This is a genomic window from Pelagerythrobacter marinus, assembly GCF_034375205.1.
Lineage (GTDB): Bacteria > Pseudomonadota > Alphaproteobacteria > Sphingomonadales > Sphingomonadaceae > Pelagerythrobacter > Pelagerythrobacter marinus.
Map to the genome: position 1 here is coordinate 182837 of NZ_CP139719.1, position 18022 is coordinate 200858.

An 18022-nucleotide genomic window follows, 5' to 3' on the forward strand; every position below is an offset into this window, starting at 1 on the left:
GGTTGACGCCAGCGCTCCGCGGCCTTAAATGGCGCGCACACGTCAGCTTCGAGACAGGCCGATCATGCGCGGGGTCGGTGCCAGAATAGAAGCTGCACACTGCCATATCGCGACGATACGACCAGCTGCAGCCAGCGGCCCCGGAGCGGGGCGGCATCCTGGCATGCGGCTGTTTTTGCGTCGAATATGGCCTTCCGCATTCACTGCGCAGTGCGAGTAATTGAATCTGGGCGCGCGCATCGACCGCGCGCATAAGGAAAGAGGCGAATCACCTCCATGGCGACCAAGGCAAAGGCGACCGGCCCCAAGGCATCGGCCAACACCGGCACCGCGAAGAAGCGCATCCGCAAGATTTTCGGCGACATCCACGAAGTCGTCCAGATGCCCAACCTGATCGAGGTGCAGCGGGAAAGCTACGAGCAGTTCCTGCGCTCCGATCCGGCCACCGGCTATGTCTCCGGCCTGGAGAAGACCCTGCGCTCGGTCTTCCCGATTCGCGACTTCGCCGGAACGGCCGAGCTGGATTTCGTTCACTACGAGCTCGAGCCGCCGAAGTACGACACGACCGAGTGCCGCCAGCGCGGCATCACTTACGCTGCGCCGATGAAGGTCACGCTGCGCCTGATCGTGTTCGAGGTGGATCAGGAGACCGAGACCCGCTCCGTCCTCGATATCAAGGAGCAGGACGTCTACATGGGCGACATGCCGCTCATGACCGAGAACGGCACCTTCCTGATCAACGGTACCGAGCGCGTGATCGTGTCGCAGATGCACCGTTCGCCGGGTGTCCTGTTCGACCACGACCGGGGCAAGACGCACTCGTCGGGCAAGTTGCTGTTCGCCGCCCGCGTGATCCCCTATCGCGGCTCGTGGCTCGATTTCGAATTCGACGCGAAGGACATCGTGAACGTGCGCATCGACCGCAAGCGCAAGCTGCCGGTCACCGCGCTGCTCTATGCCCTCGGCCTCGATAGCGAGGAAATCCTCCACTACTTCTACGATACCGTCGCCTGGGAACGCGTGTCGGGCAAGGCCGGTGAAGGCTGGAAGATGCCGTTCGTGCCCGAACAGTGGCGCGGGGCCAAGCCGGCTTTCCCGCTGGTCGATGCCGCAACCGGTGAAGAGATCTTCGCCGCCAACCAGAAGATCTCGCCGCGCGCCGCCAACAAGGCGAAGAAGGACGGGCTGGAAAACCTCCTGATCCCGACCGAGGAGATCATCGGCCGCTACGCCGCGAACGACATGATCGACGAATCGACCGGCCGCATCTGGATCGAGGCCGGCGACGAAGTCGGCCCCGAAAATCTGGAACTGCTGGACAAGGCGGGCGTGGACCGGATCGAGCTGCTCGACATCGATCACGTCAACACCGGCCCGTGGATTCGCAACACGCTGAAGGTCGACAAGGCCGAAAACCGCGACGAGGGGCTGGAGGCGATCTACAAGGTCATGCGCCCCGGCGAACCGCCGACGAAGGAAACGGCGGAGGCGCTGTTCGAGGGGCTGTTCTTCGATTCCGAACGCTACGACCTCTCGGCCGTCGGCCGGGTCAAGCTCAACATGCGCCTCGGCCTCGATGCCGAGGACACCGTCACCACGCTGCGCAAGGAAGACATCCTGACCGTGGTGAAGGAGCTGGTCGGCCTGAAAGACGGCAAGGGCGAAGTCGACGACATCGACAATCTCGGCAACCGCCGCGTGCGCTCGGTGGGCGAGCTGCTGGAAAACCAGTACCGCGTCGGCCTGCTGCGCATGGAGCGCGCGGTCAAGGAACGCATGAGCAGCGTCGATGTCTCGACCGTCATGCCGAACGACCTGATCAACGCCAAGCCGGCGGTCGCCGCCGTGCGCGAGTTCTTCGGTTCGTCGCAGCTCTCGCAGTTCATGGACCAGACCAACCCGCTGTCCGAAGTCACCCACAAGCGCCGCGTCTCGGCGCTTGGCCCGGGCGGCCTGACGCGCGAGCGGGCGGGCTTCGAGGTGCGCGACGTTCACCCGACCCACTATGGCCGGATCTGCCCGATCGAGACGCCCGAAGGCCCGAACATCGGCCTGATCAACTCGCTTTCGACCTTCGCCCGCGTCAACAAGTACGGCTTCATCGAGACCCCGTACCGCAAGGTGGAGAACGGCAAGGTCACCGGCGAGGTGATCTACCTGTCGGCGATGGAAGAGCAGAAGCACGCCGTCGCGCAGGCCTCGGCCGAACTCAACGACGACGGCTCGTTCGTCGAGGAGCTGGTTTCGGCCCGCCAGGAAGGCGAGTTCGTGATGCTCCCGCGTGAACAGATCACGCTGATGGACGTCAGCCCCAAGCAGCTCGTCTCGGTCGCCGCGTCGCTGATCCCGTTCCTCGAGAACGACGACGCCAACCGCGCGCTGATGGGTTCGAACATGCAGCGCCAGGCCGTGCCGCTGGTGCGGGCGGAGGCGCCCTTCGTCGGCACCGGGATGGAAGAGACCGTGGCCCGCGATTCGGGCGCCGCGATCACCGCGACCCGCGGCGGCGTGGTCGACCAGGTCGACGCGACCCGCATCGTGATCCGCGCGATCGGCGACGTCGAACCCGGTCAGTCGGGCGTCGACATCTACACGCTGCAGAAGTTCCAGCGCTCGAACCAGAACACCTGCATCAACCAGCGCCCGCTGGTGAAGGTGGGCGACACGGTCGAGCCGGGCGACATCATCGCCGACGGGCCCTCGACCGACTTGGGCGAACTGGCGCTGGGCAAGAACAGCCTCGTCGCCTTCATGCCCTGGAACGGCTACAACTACGAGGACTCGATCCTCATCTCCGAACGCATCGTGAAGGACGACGTCTTCACCTCGATCCATATCGAGGAATTCGAAGTCATGGCCCGCGACACGAAGCTCGGCCCGGAAGACATTACCCGCGACATTCCCAATGTCGGCGAGGAAGCGCTGCGCAACCTCGACGAGGCGGGCATCGTCTACATCGGCGCCGAAGTGCACCCGGGCGACATCCTGTGCGGCAAGATCACGCCCAAGGGCGAAAGCCCGATGACGCCGGAGGAAAAGCTCCTGCGCGCGATCTTCGGCGAAAAAGCCAGCGACGTGCGCGACACCTCGCTCCGCCTGCCGCCGGGCGTTTCGGGCACGGTGGTCGAAGTCCGCGTGTTCAACCGCCACGGGATCGAGATCGACGACCGTACCCGCGCGATCCAGAACGAGGAAATCGAGCGCCTGCGCAAGGACAGCCAGGATGAACGCGCGATCCTCAACCGCGCGACCTACAACCGCCTGCGCGACATGCTGCTGGGGCAGACCGCTTCGGCAGCGCCCAAGGGCGTGAAGAAGGGCACCGAGATCACCGAGGAGGTTCTAGAGAGCGTCGAGCGCCACGAGTGGTTCAAGTTCGCCGTCGCCGACGACAACCGCCAGGCACAGCTCGAAGCGGTCAAGTCGCAGTACGACGAGGCGGTGAAGGGCATCGAGGAGAAGTTCGAGGACCGCAAGGAGAAGCTCGAACGCGGTGACGAGCTCGCCCCCGGCGTGCTGAAGATGGTCAAGGTCTTCGTCGCGGTGAAGCGCAAGCTGCAGACCGGCGACAAGATGGCCGGGCGCCACGGGAACAAGGGTATCATCAGCCGCGTCCTGCCGGTCGAGGACATGCCGTTCATGGAAGACGGCACCCCGGTCGACATGGTGCTGAACCCGCTGGGCGTGCCTTCGCGCATGAACGTCGGGCAGATCTTCGAGACGCACCTCGGCATGGCCGCGCGCGGTCTCGGCCAGCAGGTCGCCGCCGCGCTGGAAGACTGGCGCGCAGCCAACCCCGACCCGCAGGCCGGCAAGCCGCCGGAAGCGGTGCGCGAGAAGCTGAAGGAAGTCTACGGCGAGCAGTACCACGACGAGATCGAGGCGCGTTCGCCGACCGAGATCGTCGAGCTGGCCGGCAACCTGACCAAGGGCGTTCCGATGGGCACCCCGGTGTTCGACGGCGCGCGCGAGGCGGACGTGACCCGGATGCTCGAACGGGCCGGGCTCGACGGCTCGGGCCAGGTGACGCTCTACGACGGGCGCACCGGCGACGCCTTCGACCGCAAGGTCACCGTCGGGCACATGTACATGCTCAAGCTGCACCACCTGGTCGACGACAAGATCCACGCCCGTTCGATCGGCCCCTACTCGCTCGTCACCCAGCAGCCGCTGGGCGGCAAGGCGCAGTTCGGCGGCCAGCGCTTCGGGGAAATGGAGGTCTGGGCGCTCCAGGCCTACGGCGCCGCCTACACGCTGCAGGAAATCCTCACCGTGAAGTCGGACGACGTGATCGGCCGGACGAAGGTCTACGAGGCGATCGTCAAGGGCGACGACACGTTCGAGGCCGGCATCCCGGAGAGCTTCAACGTGCTCGTCAAGGAAATGCGCAGCTTGGGCCTCAACGTCGAACTCAAGTCGCTCAGCGACGAGGAAGACGACGAGGACCAGTGGCCGGAGGCTGCGGAATAAGGGACGGGCGCGAGCCCGTTCCACCCGCCGCCCGCGAATTCACCCGCTAGGGAAACGAAGTCATGAACGAACTGACCAAATTCACCAACCAGCTCGCGAAGCCGGAAACCTTCGACCAGATCCAGATCGGCATCGCCAGCCCCGAGCGCATCCGTTCCTGGTCGTTCGGCGAGATCAAGAAGCCGGAAACGATCAACTACCGCACGTTCAAGCCCGAGCGCGACGGGTTGTTCTGCGCGCGCATCTTCGGCCCGGTGAAGGATTACGAGTGCCTGTGCGGCAAGTACAAGCGCATGAAGTACAAGGGCGTCGTGTGCGAGAAGTGCGGCGTCGAAGTGACCGTGACCAAGGTCCGCCGCGAGCGCATGGGCCATATCGAGCTGGCCGCCCCGGTCGCGCACATCTGGTTCCTCAAGTCGCTGCCCAGCCGCATCGGCCTGCTGCTCGACATGCAGCTCAAGCAGCTCGAGCGGGTGCTCTACTTCGAGGCCTATATCGTCACCGAGCCGGGCCTGACCCCGCTCGAGAAGTTCCAGCTGCTGACCGAGGACGAGCTTCTCGAGGCGCAGGACGAATATGGCGAGGACGCCTTCACCGCCGGCATCGGTGCCGAAGCGGTGAAGAACATGCTGATGGACCTCGACCTCGAGCAGGAACGCGCCGACCTGCTGGAAGAGCTGGAAACGACGAAGTCGAAGCTCAAGCCGGCCAAGATCATCAAGCGCCTGAAGGTCGTCGAAAGCTTCATCGAATCGGGCAACCGGCCCGAGTGGATGATCCTCGAAGTCGTGCCGGTCATCCCGCCCGAACTGCGCCCGCTGGTGCCGCTCGACGGCGGCCGTTTCGCGACCTCGGACCTCAACGACCTCTATCGCCGCGTCATCAACCGCAACAACCGGTTGAAGCGCCTGATGGAACTGCGCGCGCCGGACATCATCGTCCGCAATGAAAAGCGCATGCTGCAGGAAGCGGTCGATGCGCTGTTCGACAACGGCCGCCGCGGCCGCGTGATCACCGGCGCCAACAAGCGCCCGCTCAAGTCGCTCAGCGACATGCTCAAGGGCAAGCAGGGCCGCTTCCGCCAGAACCTGCTCGGCAAGCGCGTCGACTATTCGGGCCGTTCGGTCATCGTGACCGGCCCGGAGCTCAAGCTGCACCAGTGCGGCCTGCCGAAGAAGATGGCGCTCGAACTGTTCAAGCCGTTCATCTACGCCCGCCTCGACGCCAAGGGTCTGTCCATGACCCTCAAGCAGGCGAAGAAGTGGGTCGAGAAGGAGCGCAAGGAAGTCTGGGATATCCTGGATGAAGTGATCCGCGAGCACCCGGTCCTGCTCAACCGCGCGCCGACGCTTCACCGCCTCGGCATCCAGGCGTTCGAGCCGGTGCTGATCGAAGGCAAGGCGATCCAGCTGCACCCGCTGGTCTGCGCCGCGTTCAACGCCGACTTCGACGGCGACCAGATGGCCGTCCACGTCCCGCTGAGCCTCGAGGCGCAGCTGGAAGCGCGCGTGCTGATGATGTCCACCAACAACATCCTCAGTCCCGCCAACGGCAAGCCGATCATCGTGCCGTCGCAGGACATGGTCCTGGGCCTCTATTACCTGTCGATGGACCGCGAGGGCGAGCCGGGCGAGGGCATGGTCCTGGCCGACATGGCCGAAGTGCACCAAGCGCTGCACGTCGGCGCGGTCACGCTGCACTCCAAGATCGTCAGCCGCGTCCCGCAGGCCGACGAGAACGGCGAGATCGCGATGAAGCGGTTCGAGACGACCCCGGGCCGCATGCTGATCGGCGAATGCCTGCCGAAGAGCCACAAGGTTCCGTTCGACATCGTCAACCGCCTGCTGACCAAGAAGGAAATCGGCGACGTCATCGACCAGGTCTATCGCCACACCGGCCAGAAGGACACGGTGCTGTTCGCCGACGCGATCATGTCGCTCGGCTTCCGCCACGCGTTCCGCGCCGGCATCTCGTTCGGCAAGGACGACATGATCATCCCGGGCGAGAAGGAAAAGCTGGTCGAGGAAACCAAGGCGCTCGTCGCCGACTACGAACAGCAGTACCAGGACGGTCTGATCACCCAGCAGGAAAAGTACAACAAGGTGATCGACGCCTGGAGCCGCTGCGGCGACCAGGTGGCCGACGCGATGATGGAAATGATCAAGGCCCGGCCGAAGGACGAGAACGGCCGCGAGGCGGAGATCAACTCGATCTACATGATGAGCCATTCGGGCGCGCGTGGTTCGCCCGCCCAGATGAAGCAGCTCGCCGGGATGCGCGGCCTGATGGCCAAGCCGTCGGGCGAGATCATCGAACAGCCGATCATCTCGAACTTCAAGGAAGGCCTGACCGTCCTTGAATACTTCAACTCGACCCATGGTGCTCGTAAAGGTCTCGCCGACACCGCGCTCAAGACGGCGAACTCGGGCTACCTGACCCGCCGCCTGGTCGACGTGTCGCAGGACTGCGTGATCGTCGAAGATGACTGCAAGACCGAAAACAGCCTCGAAATGCGCGCCATCGTGCAGGGCGGCTCGGTGATCGCCTCGCTCGGCGAGCGTATCCTGGGCCGGACCGTGGCCGAGGATATCCTCGATGCGTCGAGCGGCGAAGTCATCGTCAAGGCGGGCACCCTGCTCGACGAGGCGATGGTGAAGACGATCGAGGATGCCGAAGTGCAGGTCGCCAAGATCCGTTCGCCGCTGGTCTGCGAGGCGGAACAGGGCGTCTGCGCCCGCTGCTACGGCCGCGACCTGGCGCGCGGTACGCCGGTCAACATCGGCGAGGCGGTCGGCGTGATCGCCGCCCAGTCGATCGGCGAGCCGGGCACGCAGCTGACGATGCGGACCTTCCACATCGGCGGCGCCGCGCAGCTCAACGAAACCTCCCACCTCGAGGCGGTGTCGGACGGCAAGGTCGTCTATCGCGACATGCCGACCATCACCGACAAGAAGGGCCGGATCCTGTCGCTCGCCCGCAATGGCGAGCTGGCCGTGATCGACGCCGAAGGGCGCGAGCGCGAGATCCACAAGGTGCCCTACGGCACCGTCCTGATGTTCGAGGACGGGGCCCAGGTGAAGGAAGGCGACCGCCTGGCCGAGTGGGACCCGTTCACCCTGCCGATCATCACCGAGCAGTCGGGCGTCGTGCGCTACCAGGACCTGGTCGACGGCACGACGATGGAAGAGCGCGTGGACGAAGCCACCGGCATCGCGCAGCGCGTGGTGACCGAGCTGCGGACCAGCGGCCGCAAGAAGAAGGAAGACCTGCGCCCGCGCCTCACCCTGCTGGGCGAGGAAGGCAAGAAGGGCGAGGAAACCGAGGCCGCGCGCTATATGCTCGCCCCCGGCACTTCGCTCTCGGTCGAGGACGGCCAGCAGGTCGAGGCGGGCGACATCCTCGCCCGCGCCTCGCGCGAAGCCGCCAAGACGCGCGACATCACCGGCGGTCTGCCGCGTGTTGCCGAGCTGTTCGAAGCGCGCGTGCCGAAGGACAACGCGATCATCGCCAAGATCTCCGGCAAGATCGAGTTCGTCCGCGAGTACAAGGCCAAGCGCAAGATCGCGATCGTTCCCGAGGAAGGTGATCCGGTCGAGTACCTGATCCCCAAGACCAAGGTGATCGACGTCCAGGAAGGCGACCTCGTCAAGAAGGGCGACACCCTGATCTCCGGCTCGCCCAATCCGCACGACATCCTGGAAGTCCTGGGGGTCGAGGCGCTGGCCGAGTACCTCGTGAACGAGATCCAGGAAGTCTATCGACTGCAGGGCGTGAAGATCAACGACAAGCACATCGAGGTGATCGTTCGCCAGATGCTGCAGAAGGTCGAGATCACCGATGGCGGCGACACCACGCTGCTGCCGGGCGAACAGGTCGACCTGGGCGAGATGAACGAGGTCAACGCCAGGCTGGCCAAGGGCAAGAAGCCGGCCGAAGGCACGCCGATCCTGCTCGGCATTACCAAGGCCAGCCTGCAGACCCGCAGCTTCATCTCCGCCGCGTCGTTCCAGGAAACGACCCGCGTGCTCACCCAGGCGGCCGTCGAAGGCAAGAAGGACACGCTGGTCGGCCTGAAGGAGAACGTGATCGTGGGCCGTCTCATCCCCGCCGGCACCGGCGCGGCGATGAACCGGGCGCGCGTCACCGCCTCCAGCCGCGACGCGGCCCTGCGGGCGACGTGGAAGAAGCAGCAGGAAGCGCTGCTCGCCGCGCAGACCGCCGCCGAAGAGCGCGAGGCCGAACTGGCCCAGGGCTCGGAGGCCGCGCTGGGCGACGATCCGCTGGCCCGGGTCGAGGGGGAAACCCACGGCACCGACGCGGATGCGGGCGAATACCTGCAGCAGGGCGAAGAGGGCGAGGCGAGCAAGCCGGCCGAAGGCGAATAACCCCCTCGCCGCCATGAAACGAGAAGGGCCCCGTCGGAGCGATCCGGCGGGGCCCTTTTCCTGTCCGCCGCCCGCGAAGCGCTTCAGGCGGCAGGGGCACGAGGTTCAGTCTTGCGCGCGGCGGCGCTGGTCGAGGAAGCGTATCGCGGCCTCGCCCGTCAGCTTGCGGCCCTCGTCGTCCCGGGTCTTGAACTCGGCCACGGCTTCGGCGACCTCCGGCCGGGCGCAGGCCCGCTCCTCCGACGGGGTCAGGGCCGGGCGCGGCACCGTGCAGCGGACCGCGGCAAAGCGCGCGGGCACGAGGCTGGCGGGCTCGGACAACGGGTTGCGTTCCGCGACCAGCGCGGCCAGCGCAGCGACATAGGTCCGGGCGCCTTCGGCCGCCTCGGGATCGCCGGGCAGGTTGCCGGGTGCAGTCGCCCGTTCGATCATCGCGGCGGCCTTGTCGAAGTGGCCCAGCTCGCGCAGGCTGTTGGCGGCGCGCAGCGTTATCCAGAACCAGGCATCGGCCTCGTCCTCGGTGCGTTCCAGTGCCGCGACCTCGTTGACGAAGGCGGCCATGTAGCGGACCTTGCGATCCCAGTCGTCGTCGCTCTCCCACGGTGCCTGGAACAGCATGTAGGCGCGCTCCAGCGCGGGCCGCTTCAGGCGGGTCATCAGCCACCACGCGCGGTAGCGCGGGGTCTCGCGGTCGCGCATCGCGCGGTATTCGTCGGTCGCGATCGCCGCGGCCAGAACGGCCAGTTCGTCCTCGCCGAAATCCTTCTCGAACAGGAGGAAGCCGTTCGAAGGGCATTCGGGGATCGGATAGACCGGGAGCGGGCTGTAAGGCTTGCCGTCGGGGCGCTGGCCGAAGGTGATGTTGCTGACGACCGAGCGCGCCTTGAACTTTTCCCCGCCGATCGGGCAGGTGAATGTCTCCGTCACGTAAGTCGTGGCGTCTGCAGCGCCCGGCCATGCGACGGCCAGCGCGAGGACGATCGTCGCTGTCCACCCGGCTGCAGAGGCTTTCATCGCGGCCGCTCCCACTTGCCTTGTTCGCCAAGTTGTCTAGCCCGGCGCGATGACCGTGACCACCCGCTTCGCCCCTTCGCCGACCGGGCGCCTGCATGTCGGCAATATCCGCACCGCGCTGCACAACTGGATGCTCGCGCGCAAGCAGGGCGGGCGGTTCCTGCTGCGGATCGACGATACCGACGCGGAACGCAGCCGCGAGGAACATGTCGCGGCGATCCGCGACGACCTGGCCTGGCTGGGGCTGGAGCCCGATGGCGAGGAGCGCCAGTCCGAGCGGCTGGAGCACTACGAGCGCGCGTTCGAGGCCCTGCGCGCCGCCGGCCGGGTCTATCGCTGTTACGAGACCGCGCAGGAACTGGAGCTGAAGCGCAAGATCCTGCTCGGGCGCGGCCTGCCGCCGATCTACGACCGCGCCGCGCTGGCGCTGGGCGAGAAGGACCATGCGGCGAAGGCGGCGGCGGGGATCGCCCCGCACTGGCGTTTCCAGCTCGACCACGGCGAACCGATCGCGTGGGACGACGGCGTGCGCGGGCCGCAGAAGTTCGATCCGGCGCAGCTTTCCGACCCCGTCGTCCGCCGCGCCGACGGCTCGTGGCTCTACATGCTGCCGAGCGCGGTGGACGATCTCGCGATGGGCGTCACCGATGTCCTGCGCGGGGAAGACCACGTTTCCAACACCGCCGTGCAGATCCAGATGTTCGAGGCGCTCGTCGCCGCCGGGCTGGGCGGGCAGGTTCCCCGCTTCGCGCACGAGGCGCTGCTGGTCGGGCGCGAGGGCAAGCTGTCGAAGCGGCTCGGTTCGCTCGGCTGCGACGCCATGCGCGCGCGGGGGATAGAGCCGCAGGCGCTGCTCGCGCTGCTCGCCCGGCTCGGCACGTCGCTTCCGGTCGAACCGATCGCCGAGCGCGATGCGTTGCTCGCCGGTTTCGACCTCGCGACGTTCGGGCGCGCGCCGGCGCGCTTCGACGACGGCGAGCTGGAGCGGATCAATGCCGCGATCGTCCACCAGCTCGATTACGCCGCCGTCGCGGATCGCCTGCCCGAAGGGATGGGCGCTGCCGGATGGCACGCGATCCGGCCCAACCTGTCGCATGTCGGCGAGGCGGCCGAGTGGTGGCGCCTCGTCACCGGCCCGGTGGAACCGCCCGCCTTCGCCCCGGAAGACCGTGCCTTCCTGGCCGAGGCGGCGCGGCTGCTCGACTGGGGCGACGATCCCTGGCGCAGCCTTGCCGCCGCGCTGAAGGAAGCGACGGGCCGCAAGGGCAAGGCGCTGTTCCTGCCCCTGCGCCAGGCGCTGACCGGGATGGACCATGGCCCCGACATGGCCGAACTGCTGCCGCTGATCGGCGAGGACGAGGCGCGCCGCCGGCTCGAGAGCGCGGCCGCCGCCTGAAGGCCGCGCGGGGCAGGCGTTCGGGAAGGTCCGGGCCGCAGGGTCCGGCGCCGCCGGCGATCAGTCCTGCCGGCGGGCCAGTTCGTCGCCGGTCAGGGTGACGACGTGCAGCAGGTTGGTGCTGCCCGGGGTTCCGAAGGGAACGCCGGCGAGCGCGATCAGCTTCGATCCCGCCTTGCCGAACCCGTGGCGCAGCGCCATGCGCTTGCCCTTGGCGATCATCTCTTCGAAACTGCCGATGTCCTTGGTCGCCACCGGGTGCGCGCCCCACAGCAGCGCCACGCGCCGCGCCGTCGTCATCGAAGGCGTCAGGACCAGCATCGGCACGCTCGGCCGTTCGCGGGCCACGCGGCGCGCCGTGCTGCCCGAACCGGTGAAGACCGTGATCGCCGAGATCGAGACGGTGTCCGCGATCGTCATGCAGGCGTGGGACAGCGCGTCGGCGGTCGTGCGGTCGGGCGGGGTGTCGAGGAAGCGCACCCGTTCGAGGTAGGCATCGTCGCGTTCGACCTGGGCGGCGATCTTGTCCATGATCGTGACGGCCTCTTCCGGCCAGTCGCCGGCCGCGGTCTCGGCGCTGAGCATGACCGCATCGGCCCCGTCGTAGACCGCGTTGGCGACGTCGGACACCTCGGCGCGGGTCGGGGCCGGGCTCTCGATCATCGATTCGAGCATCTGCGTCGCCACGATCACCGGCTTGCCCGCGGTGCGCGCCTTGTTGACGATCTTCTTCTGCAGCGGGGGGACCTCCTGCGGTTCCAGTTCCACCCCCAGGTCGCCGCGCGCGACCATGATCCCGTCGGCCAGCTCGACGATCTCGTCGAGGCGCCGCACCGCCATCGGCTTTTCGATCTTGGCGCAGAGCGAGCCGCGCCCGCCCATCAGCTTGCGCGCTTCGGCCAGGTCCTCGGGCCGCTGGACGAACGAGAGGCCGATCCAGTCCGCCCCGTGCTCGATCGCGAAGGCCAGGTCGCGCCGGTCCTTCTCGGTCAGCGCGGGGATCGGCACTTCGGCATCGGGCACGTTCACGCCCTTGCGGTCGGAGATCACGCCGCCGACTTCGGCCGAGCAGAAGATCTCGTCCTCGTTCGCCCGGATCACCCGCAGGCGGATCTTGCCGTCGTTGATCAGCAGGCGCTGGCCCTTTTCCAGCAGGCCGAACAGCTCGGGATGCGGCAAATGCACCCGCGTCTCGTCCCCCGGTTCGGGATTGCGGTCGAGCGTGAAGTGCCCCGAATGGCGGATCACCGCCTGCCCGTCCCTGAATTCGCCCACCCGCAGCTTGGGGCCCTGCAGGTCGCACAGGATCGCGATCGGGCGGGCGAATTCCTTCTCCAGCGCCCGGATCGCGCGGATCGTTTGCGCGTGGGTGGCGTGGTCGCCGTGGCTCATGTTGACGCGGAACGCGTCCGCGCCGGCGCGGAAAAGCTTGCGCAGCATCTCCGGTTCGCGGCTGGCGGGGCCGGTGGTGGCGAGGATCTTGACCTTGCGGGCGCGCGGATCGAGCTTTTGCATGCCCGATGCGCTATGCCAGACGAACGTTGCAAGACAAGGAAAACGCAATGACGGATACGAATTCCCCCGATCCGCTCGACCGGCTCGACGACGCGGTGGCGGCCGCGGCCTTCCGCCGGCTCGTGCGCCACCTGCGCCACCGGCACGATGCCCAGAACATCGACCTGATGGGCCTCGCCGGGTTCTGCCGCAATTGCCTGGCCGACTGGATTCGCGATGCCGGCTACGCGGGCGACAAGGCCGCCGCGCGCGAGCTGATCCACGGCATGCCGCAGGACGAGTGGAAGGCCCGCCACCAGGCCCCCGCGACCGAGGAACAGATCGCCCGGATGGAGGCGAGCCTGACCCGCAACCGCGCCGACTTGCGCTGAATCGGCGCAAGCTGTGGAAAGGCGGGTTCACCGCCACCGGCCCGCCCGCTAACGGACGGGGCCAACGATTCTTGCCATTTTTCGGAGAAGCAACAGATGGCTGAAGCCACCGACGACCGCCTGCGCCTGCTGATCGAGCGCATCGAACGCCTCGAGGAGGAAAAGAAGGGCATCGCCGACGATATCCGCGATGTCTACGCGGAGGCCAAGGCCGTCGGCTACGACACCAAGATCATGCGCCAGATCGTCCGCCTGCGGAAGATGACGCCCGACGATCGCGCCGAGATGGAAATGGTGCTCGACACCTACAAGGCCGCGCTCGGGCTGGGCTGACGGTCCTGCCGGTCGAACCGTGGCGCTTTCTCGGAACGGCCCGGGCGCCGCGGCTGTTGGTTCTGCATGTCCCCCAGTTCGACAATGCAGGAAACCAAGCGATGGCAGACGAAGACCTGAAGACGCTCGACAAGGCGCATATCGACGAAACCGCCGAGGACCCGGGCCTGCCCGGGCACGAATCGGCGCTGGAGCCCAAGCCCGAGTGGGAGCCGCGCTATCCCGGTTCCGGCCGGCTGAAGGGCAAGGTGGCGATCGTCACCGGTGGCGACAGCGGCATCGGCCGGGCGACCGCCGTCCTCTTCGCGCGCGAGGGGGCGAATGTGGCGATCGCCTATCTCGAAGAGCATGACGACGCCAACAAGACCCGCGAGCTGTGCGAGGCCGAAGGCGCCGAAGTACTGCTGTCCGCCGGCGATCTGGGCGATCCCAAGCACGCCGACGGCCTCGTGCGCGCGGTGATCGACCGCTGGGGCCGGCTCGACGTGCTGGTCAACAACGCGGGCGAGCAGCACCCGGACGACGACGTGACCGACATCACCGAGGAACAGCTGCAGCGCACGTTCCAGACCAATATCTTCTCGATGTTCTATCTCACCCAGGCCGCCCGGCCGCACCTCCGGCCGGGGGCGGCGATCGTCAATTGCACCAGCGTGACGATGTACAAGGGTTCGGGCGGGCTGCTCGACTATTCGGCGACCAAGGGCGCGATCACCGCCTTCACCCGTTCGCTGAGCGAGAACCTGGTGGGCGAGGGCATTCGCGTCAACGCGGTCGCCCCGGGCCCGATCTGGACCCCGCTGAACCCCTGCGGCGGTGCCCCGCCCGAGAAAGTCGAGCACTTCGGCGAGAGCACGCCGATGGGCCGCCCGGGCCAGCCGAACGAGGTCGCGCCCGCGTTCCTCTTCCTTGCCTGCGAGGATTCGTCCTACATGTCGGGGCAGGTCCTGCATCCCAACGGCGGGACAGTCGTCAACGGCTGACCAGCGGCCCCTTTCTCGCGGGAAGGAGCCGATTGCGCGCACCGGGAATCGCGCTCGGGGAAGACATCGCGGGCGATTACTCGACCCTCGCGCAGGTGCGCGATCCGGACGGCAATCTGCTGACTCTCGCGACCCCACCCTCGCGGCCGTTTCCGCCGGCCTGATGGCTTGAAGCTCTCATCTGTATTATGCTAGTAATACGGTGAGAGCTGACAGTCGAACAGGGAGAAGAGCATGGCCGGACCATGGAAGGACGCACGCGGGATCATCGTCACCACCACGCACACGATCGAGGGGCGGCCGATCCAGGATTACCTCGGCGTCGTCACCGGCGAAGTGATCGTGGGCGCCAACCTGTTCCGCGATCTCTTTGCCAATATCCGCGATATCGTGGGCGGCCGCTCGGGCAGCTACGAGCGCATCCTGCGCGAGGCGCGCGAACAGGCGATCGAGGAACTCCAGGCCGAATGCGGATCGCGCGGCGGCAATGCCGTGGTCGGGGTCGATCTCGATTACGAGGTGATCGGCGATACCGGCTCGATGCTGATGGTTTCGGCCAGCGGCACCGCGGTCAAGGTCTGACGATGGGCCGCGGGTTCGCGGTCGAGCGGCTCGGCCCGGACGGCCTCGACCGGCTGCGCCAGCTCAACGACCTGTTCGGCGCGGTGTTCGACGATCGCGACAGCTATTGCCGGCGCCCGCCCGACGATGCCTATGCCGCCCGCCTGCTGGCGCGCGAGGATACCATCCTGCTGGCGGCGGAGGCGGGCGGCGCGATGATCGGCGCGCTCGCCGCCTATGTCCTGCCCAAGTTCGAACAGGCCCGCAGCGAGATCTATATCTACGACCTCGCCGTCGTGCCCGACTGGCGCCGGCGCGGGGTGGCGACCGCGCTGATCGACGAAGTGCGCCGGATCGCGCGCGCGGTGGGCGCATGGGTGATCTACGTCCAGGCCGACACCGGGGAGGAGGACGCCGCGGCCATCGCGCTTTACGACGGCCTGGGCACGCGCGAGGAAGTTCTTCACTTCGATATCGCGCCCTGATTGCCCGGCTGTGCATCGTTCGCTAGGAGCGGCTGACGATGCGGCCCGCGCCGGACGTGGTGCCCGCATGATCCACACAGATCGCAGGTGACCATGGCAGGCCATTCCAAGTTCAAGAACATCATGCACCGCAAGGGGGCGCAGGACAAGAAGCGCTCCAACCTCTTCTCCAAGCTCAGCCGCGAGATCACCGTGGCCGCGCGCCTCGGTGCCCCCGATCCCGACATGAACCCGCGCCTGCGCCTGGCGGTGAACAACGCCAAGGCCCAGTCGATGCCGAAGGACAATATCCAGCGCGCGATCGACAAGGCGAGCGGCGGGGATGACGAGAACTACGAGGAAGTGCGCTACGAAGGCTACGGCCCGGGCGGGGTGGCCCTGATCGTCGAGGCGCTGACCGACAACCGCAACCGCACCGCCACCGCCGTGCGCACGGCCTTCTCCAAGAACGGCGGAAACCTCGGTACCGAGGGATCGGTCGCGCACGGGTTCGAGCGCAAGGGCCTGATCGAGTACCCGGCCGACGTCGGCGACGAGGAAAAGGTGCTCGAGGCCGCGATCGAGGCGGGGGCCGACGATGTCGAGAGCGACGAGAACGGCCACACGATCTGGACCGAGATGGAGGCGCTGCACGAAGTCGCCGGCGCGCTGGAAAAGACCCTGGGCGAGGCGGAGAACGTCAAGCTGGCTTGGAAGCCCAACATCACGGTGGAGATGGACGAAGGCTCGGCCGGCACCCTGCTCAAGCTGGTCGATGCGCTCGACGACGACGACGACGTGCAGACCGTATGGGGCAATTACGAGATCCCCGACGCGGTGATGGACAAGCTGAACGCATGAGCCGGCTGGGACGGGGCGTGGCGACCGCGGCGGTGATCGCGCCCTGTCTCATGGCCATCGGCGGCGCTTTCAAGCCCGGCGATCCGGCGTGAGGCCGTGCATCTCCCATCGCGTTCGGCATGACGGTTCGGGCGGCCCGGTGCCGGCATGATCATCCTCGGCCTCGATCCCTCGCTCTCCTGCACCGGCTGGGGCGTCGTGCGGGTGGAGGGCAGCCGCATCGGCCACGTCGCCAATGGGCAGGTCAAGACCGACCCCGCGGCGCCCATCGCCGCGCGGCTCGCCCACCTGGTGACGGCGCTCGATGGCGTGATCGCCGAACATGCGCCCGATCGCGCCGCGGCGGAGGAAGTCTTCGTCAACAAGAACCCGCAATCGACGCTTAAGCTCGCGCAGGCGCGCGGGGCGGTCCTGGCCGCCTGCGGCGCCGCCGGGCTCGAAGTGCGCGAACACGCCGCGCGGCTGGTGAAGAAGGCCGTGGTGGGCACGGGCGGGGCGGACAAGCAGCAGGTCCAGGCCATGCTCAAGATCCTGCTTCCCGGGGCGGAGGTCGCGGGGCCCGACGCGGCGGACGCGCTGGCGGTGGCGATTGCCGACGCGCACCTGGGCGGGAGGTAGCGAGCCGATGTTCCTGGTCGTCTTCCGCAACCGCAAGCGCGCCGATATCGACTACGCCGCCTACGATGCGGACGCCCGGCACATGCTGGAGCTGGCACAGGCGCAGCCCGGCTTCGTCTCGTTCAAGAGCTACACCGCCGAAGACGGCGAAGTGATCGCGCTGTCCGAATGGGCCGATGAAGCCGCCGCCCGCGCCTGGGGCCGCATGGCCGAACACCGCCTGGTCCAGACCCGCGGGCGCGAGGAATACTACGAGAGCTACACCCTCTTCGCCTGCCCCGATCCCCGCATCCACCGGTTTGGCGGCGGGGAGCGATAGCCGGCGGCGAGACGTCGCCGCATCTTCCACCGCGTCCGGCAAGGATCGCCGAATGGCCGCTCAGTCGTCCGTCGCGCTGACGAAGAGCATGGTGATGGCCGATGCCATGGCATACATGAAGGCGCCCTCCATCGACCCGGTTCCGAGCGGCGTCTGCCACATCTGGAAAAAAGCGGCGCCGAAGCTCATGAAAAAGCCGAACCAGACCAGCAGGGCGAGGCCCGCGGCAATCACGCCGCTCCGTTTCGCCGCGTGAAATTCTTCCGCCGTTCCCGAACGCGCTGCGAAAAGATCCCAGCCGCCCTTGATGCCGAAAAACGCCACGGCGAGTTCTCCCGCCAGGACCACCGCGAGCGCGGCCCATGCGAGCAGGGGATTGCCGGTCTTGAAGAACATGGTCGCCGGATAGGCCGCGTGGTCCGCGCCGCTCAGGACATAGGCCAGCGCGCCGTGGGCGGCGTCGATGTTCGCGATGTTCTGCAAGGCGTAGAACAATGCATGGAGCCCGATGAACAGAACGAGCGCCGATTTCAGAAGCCTCACCATGTAAAAACCCTCCCCTGTGCGAGATCTAGCAGGCACGGATCGCGGCGGCAAAAGCGCGCGATCGGCGTCACCGGGGGGCGGCTTCGCATACGGGAGGAGCATGGTCCTGCAGGCGGCAGGGCTGCAAGGGGCCTGCCGATCCGCGCTTCCATCTTCTATGGCGCCCCCGTATCGCCTGCGGGGCGC

General features: G+C 67.2%; 15 protein-coding genes. 12 read left to right on the forward strand and 3 right to left on the reverse strand.

The window, feature by feature from the left end:
- Nucleotides 1-276 precede the first annotated feature (276 nt).
- Both rpoB and rpoC read left to right on the forward strand, forming a co-directional pair.
- Entirely contained in the window at nucleotides 277-4470 is a 4194-nt protein-coding gene (gene rpoB / locus T8T98_RS00900) for a DNA-directed RNA polymerase subunit beta (protein WP_251104325.1), read from the forward strand.
- A gap of 62 nt (nucleotides 4471-4532) precedes the next feature.
- Complete coding sequence (gene rpoC, locus T8T98_RS00905) at nucleotides 4533-8855, forward strand: DNA-directed RNA polymerase subunit beta' (RefSeq protein ID WP_251104324.1); 4323 nt, start codon at nucleotides 4533-4535, stop codon at nucleotides 8853-8855.
- A gap of 105 nt (nucleotides 8856-8960) precedes the next feature.
- Here the strand turns inward: rpoC and T8T98_RS00910 are convergent, their stop codons facing one another.
- The gene (locus T8T98_RS00910; protein ID WP_251104323.1) at nucleotides 8961-9869 is read right to left on the reverse strand and encodes a hypothetical protein; all 909 of its coding nucleotides are present in this window, start codon (nucleotides 9867-9869) and stop codon (nucleotides 8961-8963) included.
- Nucleotides 9870-9918: 49 nt separating this feature from the next.
- On the opposite strand from T8T98_RS00910, the gene gltX reads away from it, so the two are divergent.
- On the forward strand, nucleotides 9919-11265 hold the full coding sequence (gene gltX, locus T8T98_RS00915) for a glutamate--tRNA ligase (protein WP_251104322.1): 1347 nt from the start codon (nucleotides 9919-9921) through the stop codon (nucleotides 11263-11265).
- Between the two features lie 60 nt (nucleotides 11266-11325).
- Here the strand turns inward: gltX and pyk are convergent, their stop codons facing one another.
- Nucleotides 11326-12780 (reverse strand): pyruvate kinase, encoded by a 1455-nt coding sequence (pyk, locus tag T8T98_RS00920; RefSeq protein ID WP_251104321.1) that lies wholly within the window; start codon nucleotides 12778-12780, stop codon nucleotides 11326-11328.
- Nucleotides 12781-12827: 47 nt separating this feature from the next.
- Here pyk and T8T98_RS00925 point away from each other — a divergent pair, with 47 nt between their 5' ends.
- The 9 genes from T8T98_RS00925 to T8T98_RS00965 all read left to right on the forward strand — a co-directional run bounded on the left by T8T98_RS00925 (nucleotide 12828) and on the right by T8T98_RS00965 (nucleotide 17290).
- The gene (locus T8T98_RS00925; RefSeq protein ID WP_160734438.1) at nucleotides 12828-13151 is read left to right on the forward strand and encodes a DUF1244 domain-containing protein; all 324 of its coding nucleotides are present in this window, start codon (nucleotides 12828-12830) and stop codon (nucleotides 13149-13151) included.
- 96 nt (nucleotides 13152-13247) lie between these two features.
- Nucleotides 13248-13484 carry a DUF2312 domain-containing protein gene (locus T8T98_RS00930; RefSeq protein WP_160734439.1) on the forward strand — a complete coding sequence of 79 codons (237 nt, stop codon included), beginning with the start codon at nucleotides 13248-13250 and terminating at the stop codon, nucleotides 13482-13484.
- A 101-nt stretch (nucleotides 13485-13585) separates the two neighbouring features.
- A complete protein-coding gene (locus T8T98_RS00935) occupies nucleotides 13586-14467 on the forward strand; it encodes an SDR family oxidoreductase (protein ID WP_251104320.1) in 882 nt (293 codons plus the stop codon).
- A 32-nt stretch (nucleotides 14468-14499) separates the two neighbouring features.
- Nucleotides 14500-14631 (forward strand): hypothetical protein, encoded by a 132-nt coding sequence (locus T8T98_RS00940; RefSeq protein WP_322295773.1) that lies wholly within the window; start codon nucleotides 14500-14502, stop codon nucleotides 14629-14631.
- Between the two features lie 70 nt (nucleotides 14632-14701).
- Complete coding sequence (locus T8T98_RS00945) at nucleotides 14702-15049, forward strand: heavy metal-binding domain-containing protein (protein ID WP_202389124.1); 348 nt, start codon at nucleotides 14702-14704, stop codon at nucleotides 15047-15049.
- 2 nt (nucleotides 15050-15051) lie between these two features.
- The gene (locus T8T98_RS00950) at nucleotides 15052-15513 is read left to right on the forward strand and encodes an AAC(3)-I family aminoglycoside N-acetyltransferase (protein WP_251104319.1); all 462 of its coding nucleotides are present in this window, start codon (nucleotides 15052-15054) and stop codon (nucleotides 15511-15513) included.
- A 93-nt stretch (nucleotides 15514-15606) separates the two neighbouring features.
- Nucleotides 15607-16353, forward strand: coding sequence for a YebC/PmpR family DNA-binding transcriptional regulator (locus tag T8T98_RS00955; RefSeq protein ID WP_251104318.1), 747 nt, complete (start codon nucleotides 15607-15609; stop codon nucleotides 16351-16353).
- A 147-nt stretch (nucleotides 16354-16500) separates the two neighbouring features.
- Nucleotides 16501-16971 (forward strand): crossover junction endodeoxyribonuclease RuvC, encoded by a 471-nt coding sequence (gene ruvC / locus T8T98_RS00960; RefSeq protein WP_251104317.1) that lies wholly within the window; start codon nucleotides 16501-16503, stop codon nucleotides 16969-16971.
- 7 nt (nucleotides 16972-16978) lie between these two features.
- Nucleotides 16979-17290: an antibiotic biosynthesis monooxygenase family protein gene (locus T8T98_RS00965; protein ID WP_251104316.1), complete on the forward strand. Its 312-nt coding sequence runs from the start codon at nucleotides 16979-16981 to the stop codon at nucleotides 17288-17290.
- Nucleotides 17291-17350: 60 nt separating this feature from the next.
- Here T8T98_RS00965 and T8T98_RS00970 read toward each other — a convergent pair whose 3' ends face one another.
- Complete coding sequence (locus tag T8T98_RS00970; protein WP_251104315.1) at nucleotides 17351-17938, reverse strand: DUF2165 family protein; 588 nt, start codon at nucleotides 17936-17938, stop codon at nucleotides 17351-17353.
- Between the last annotated feature and the right edge of the window lie 84 nt (nucleotides 17939-18022).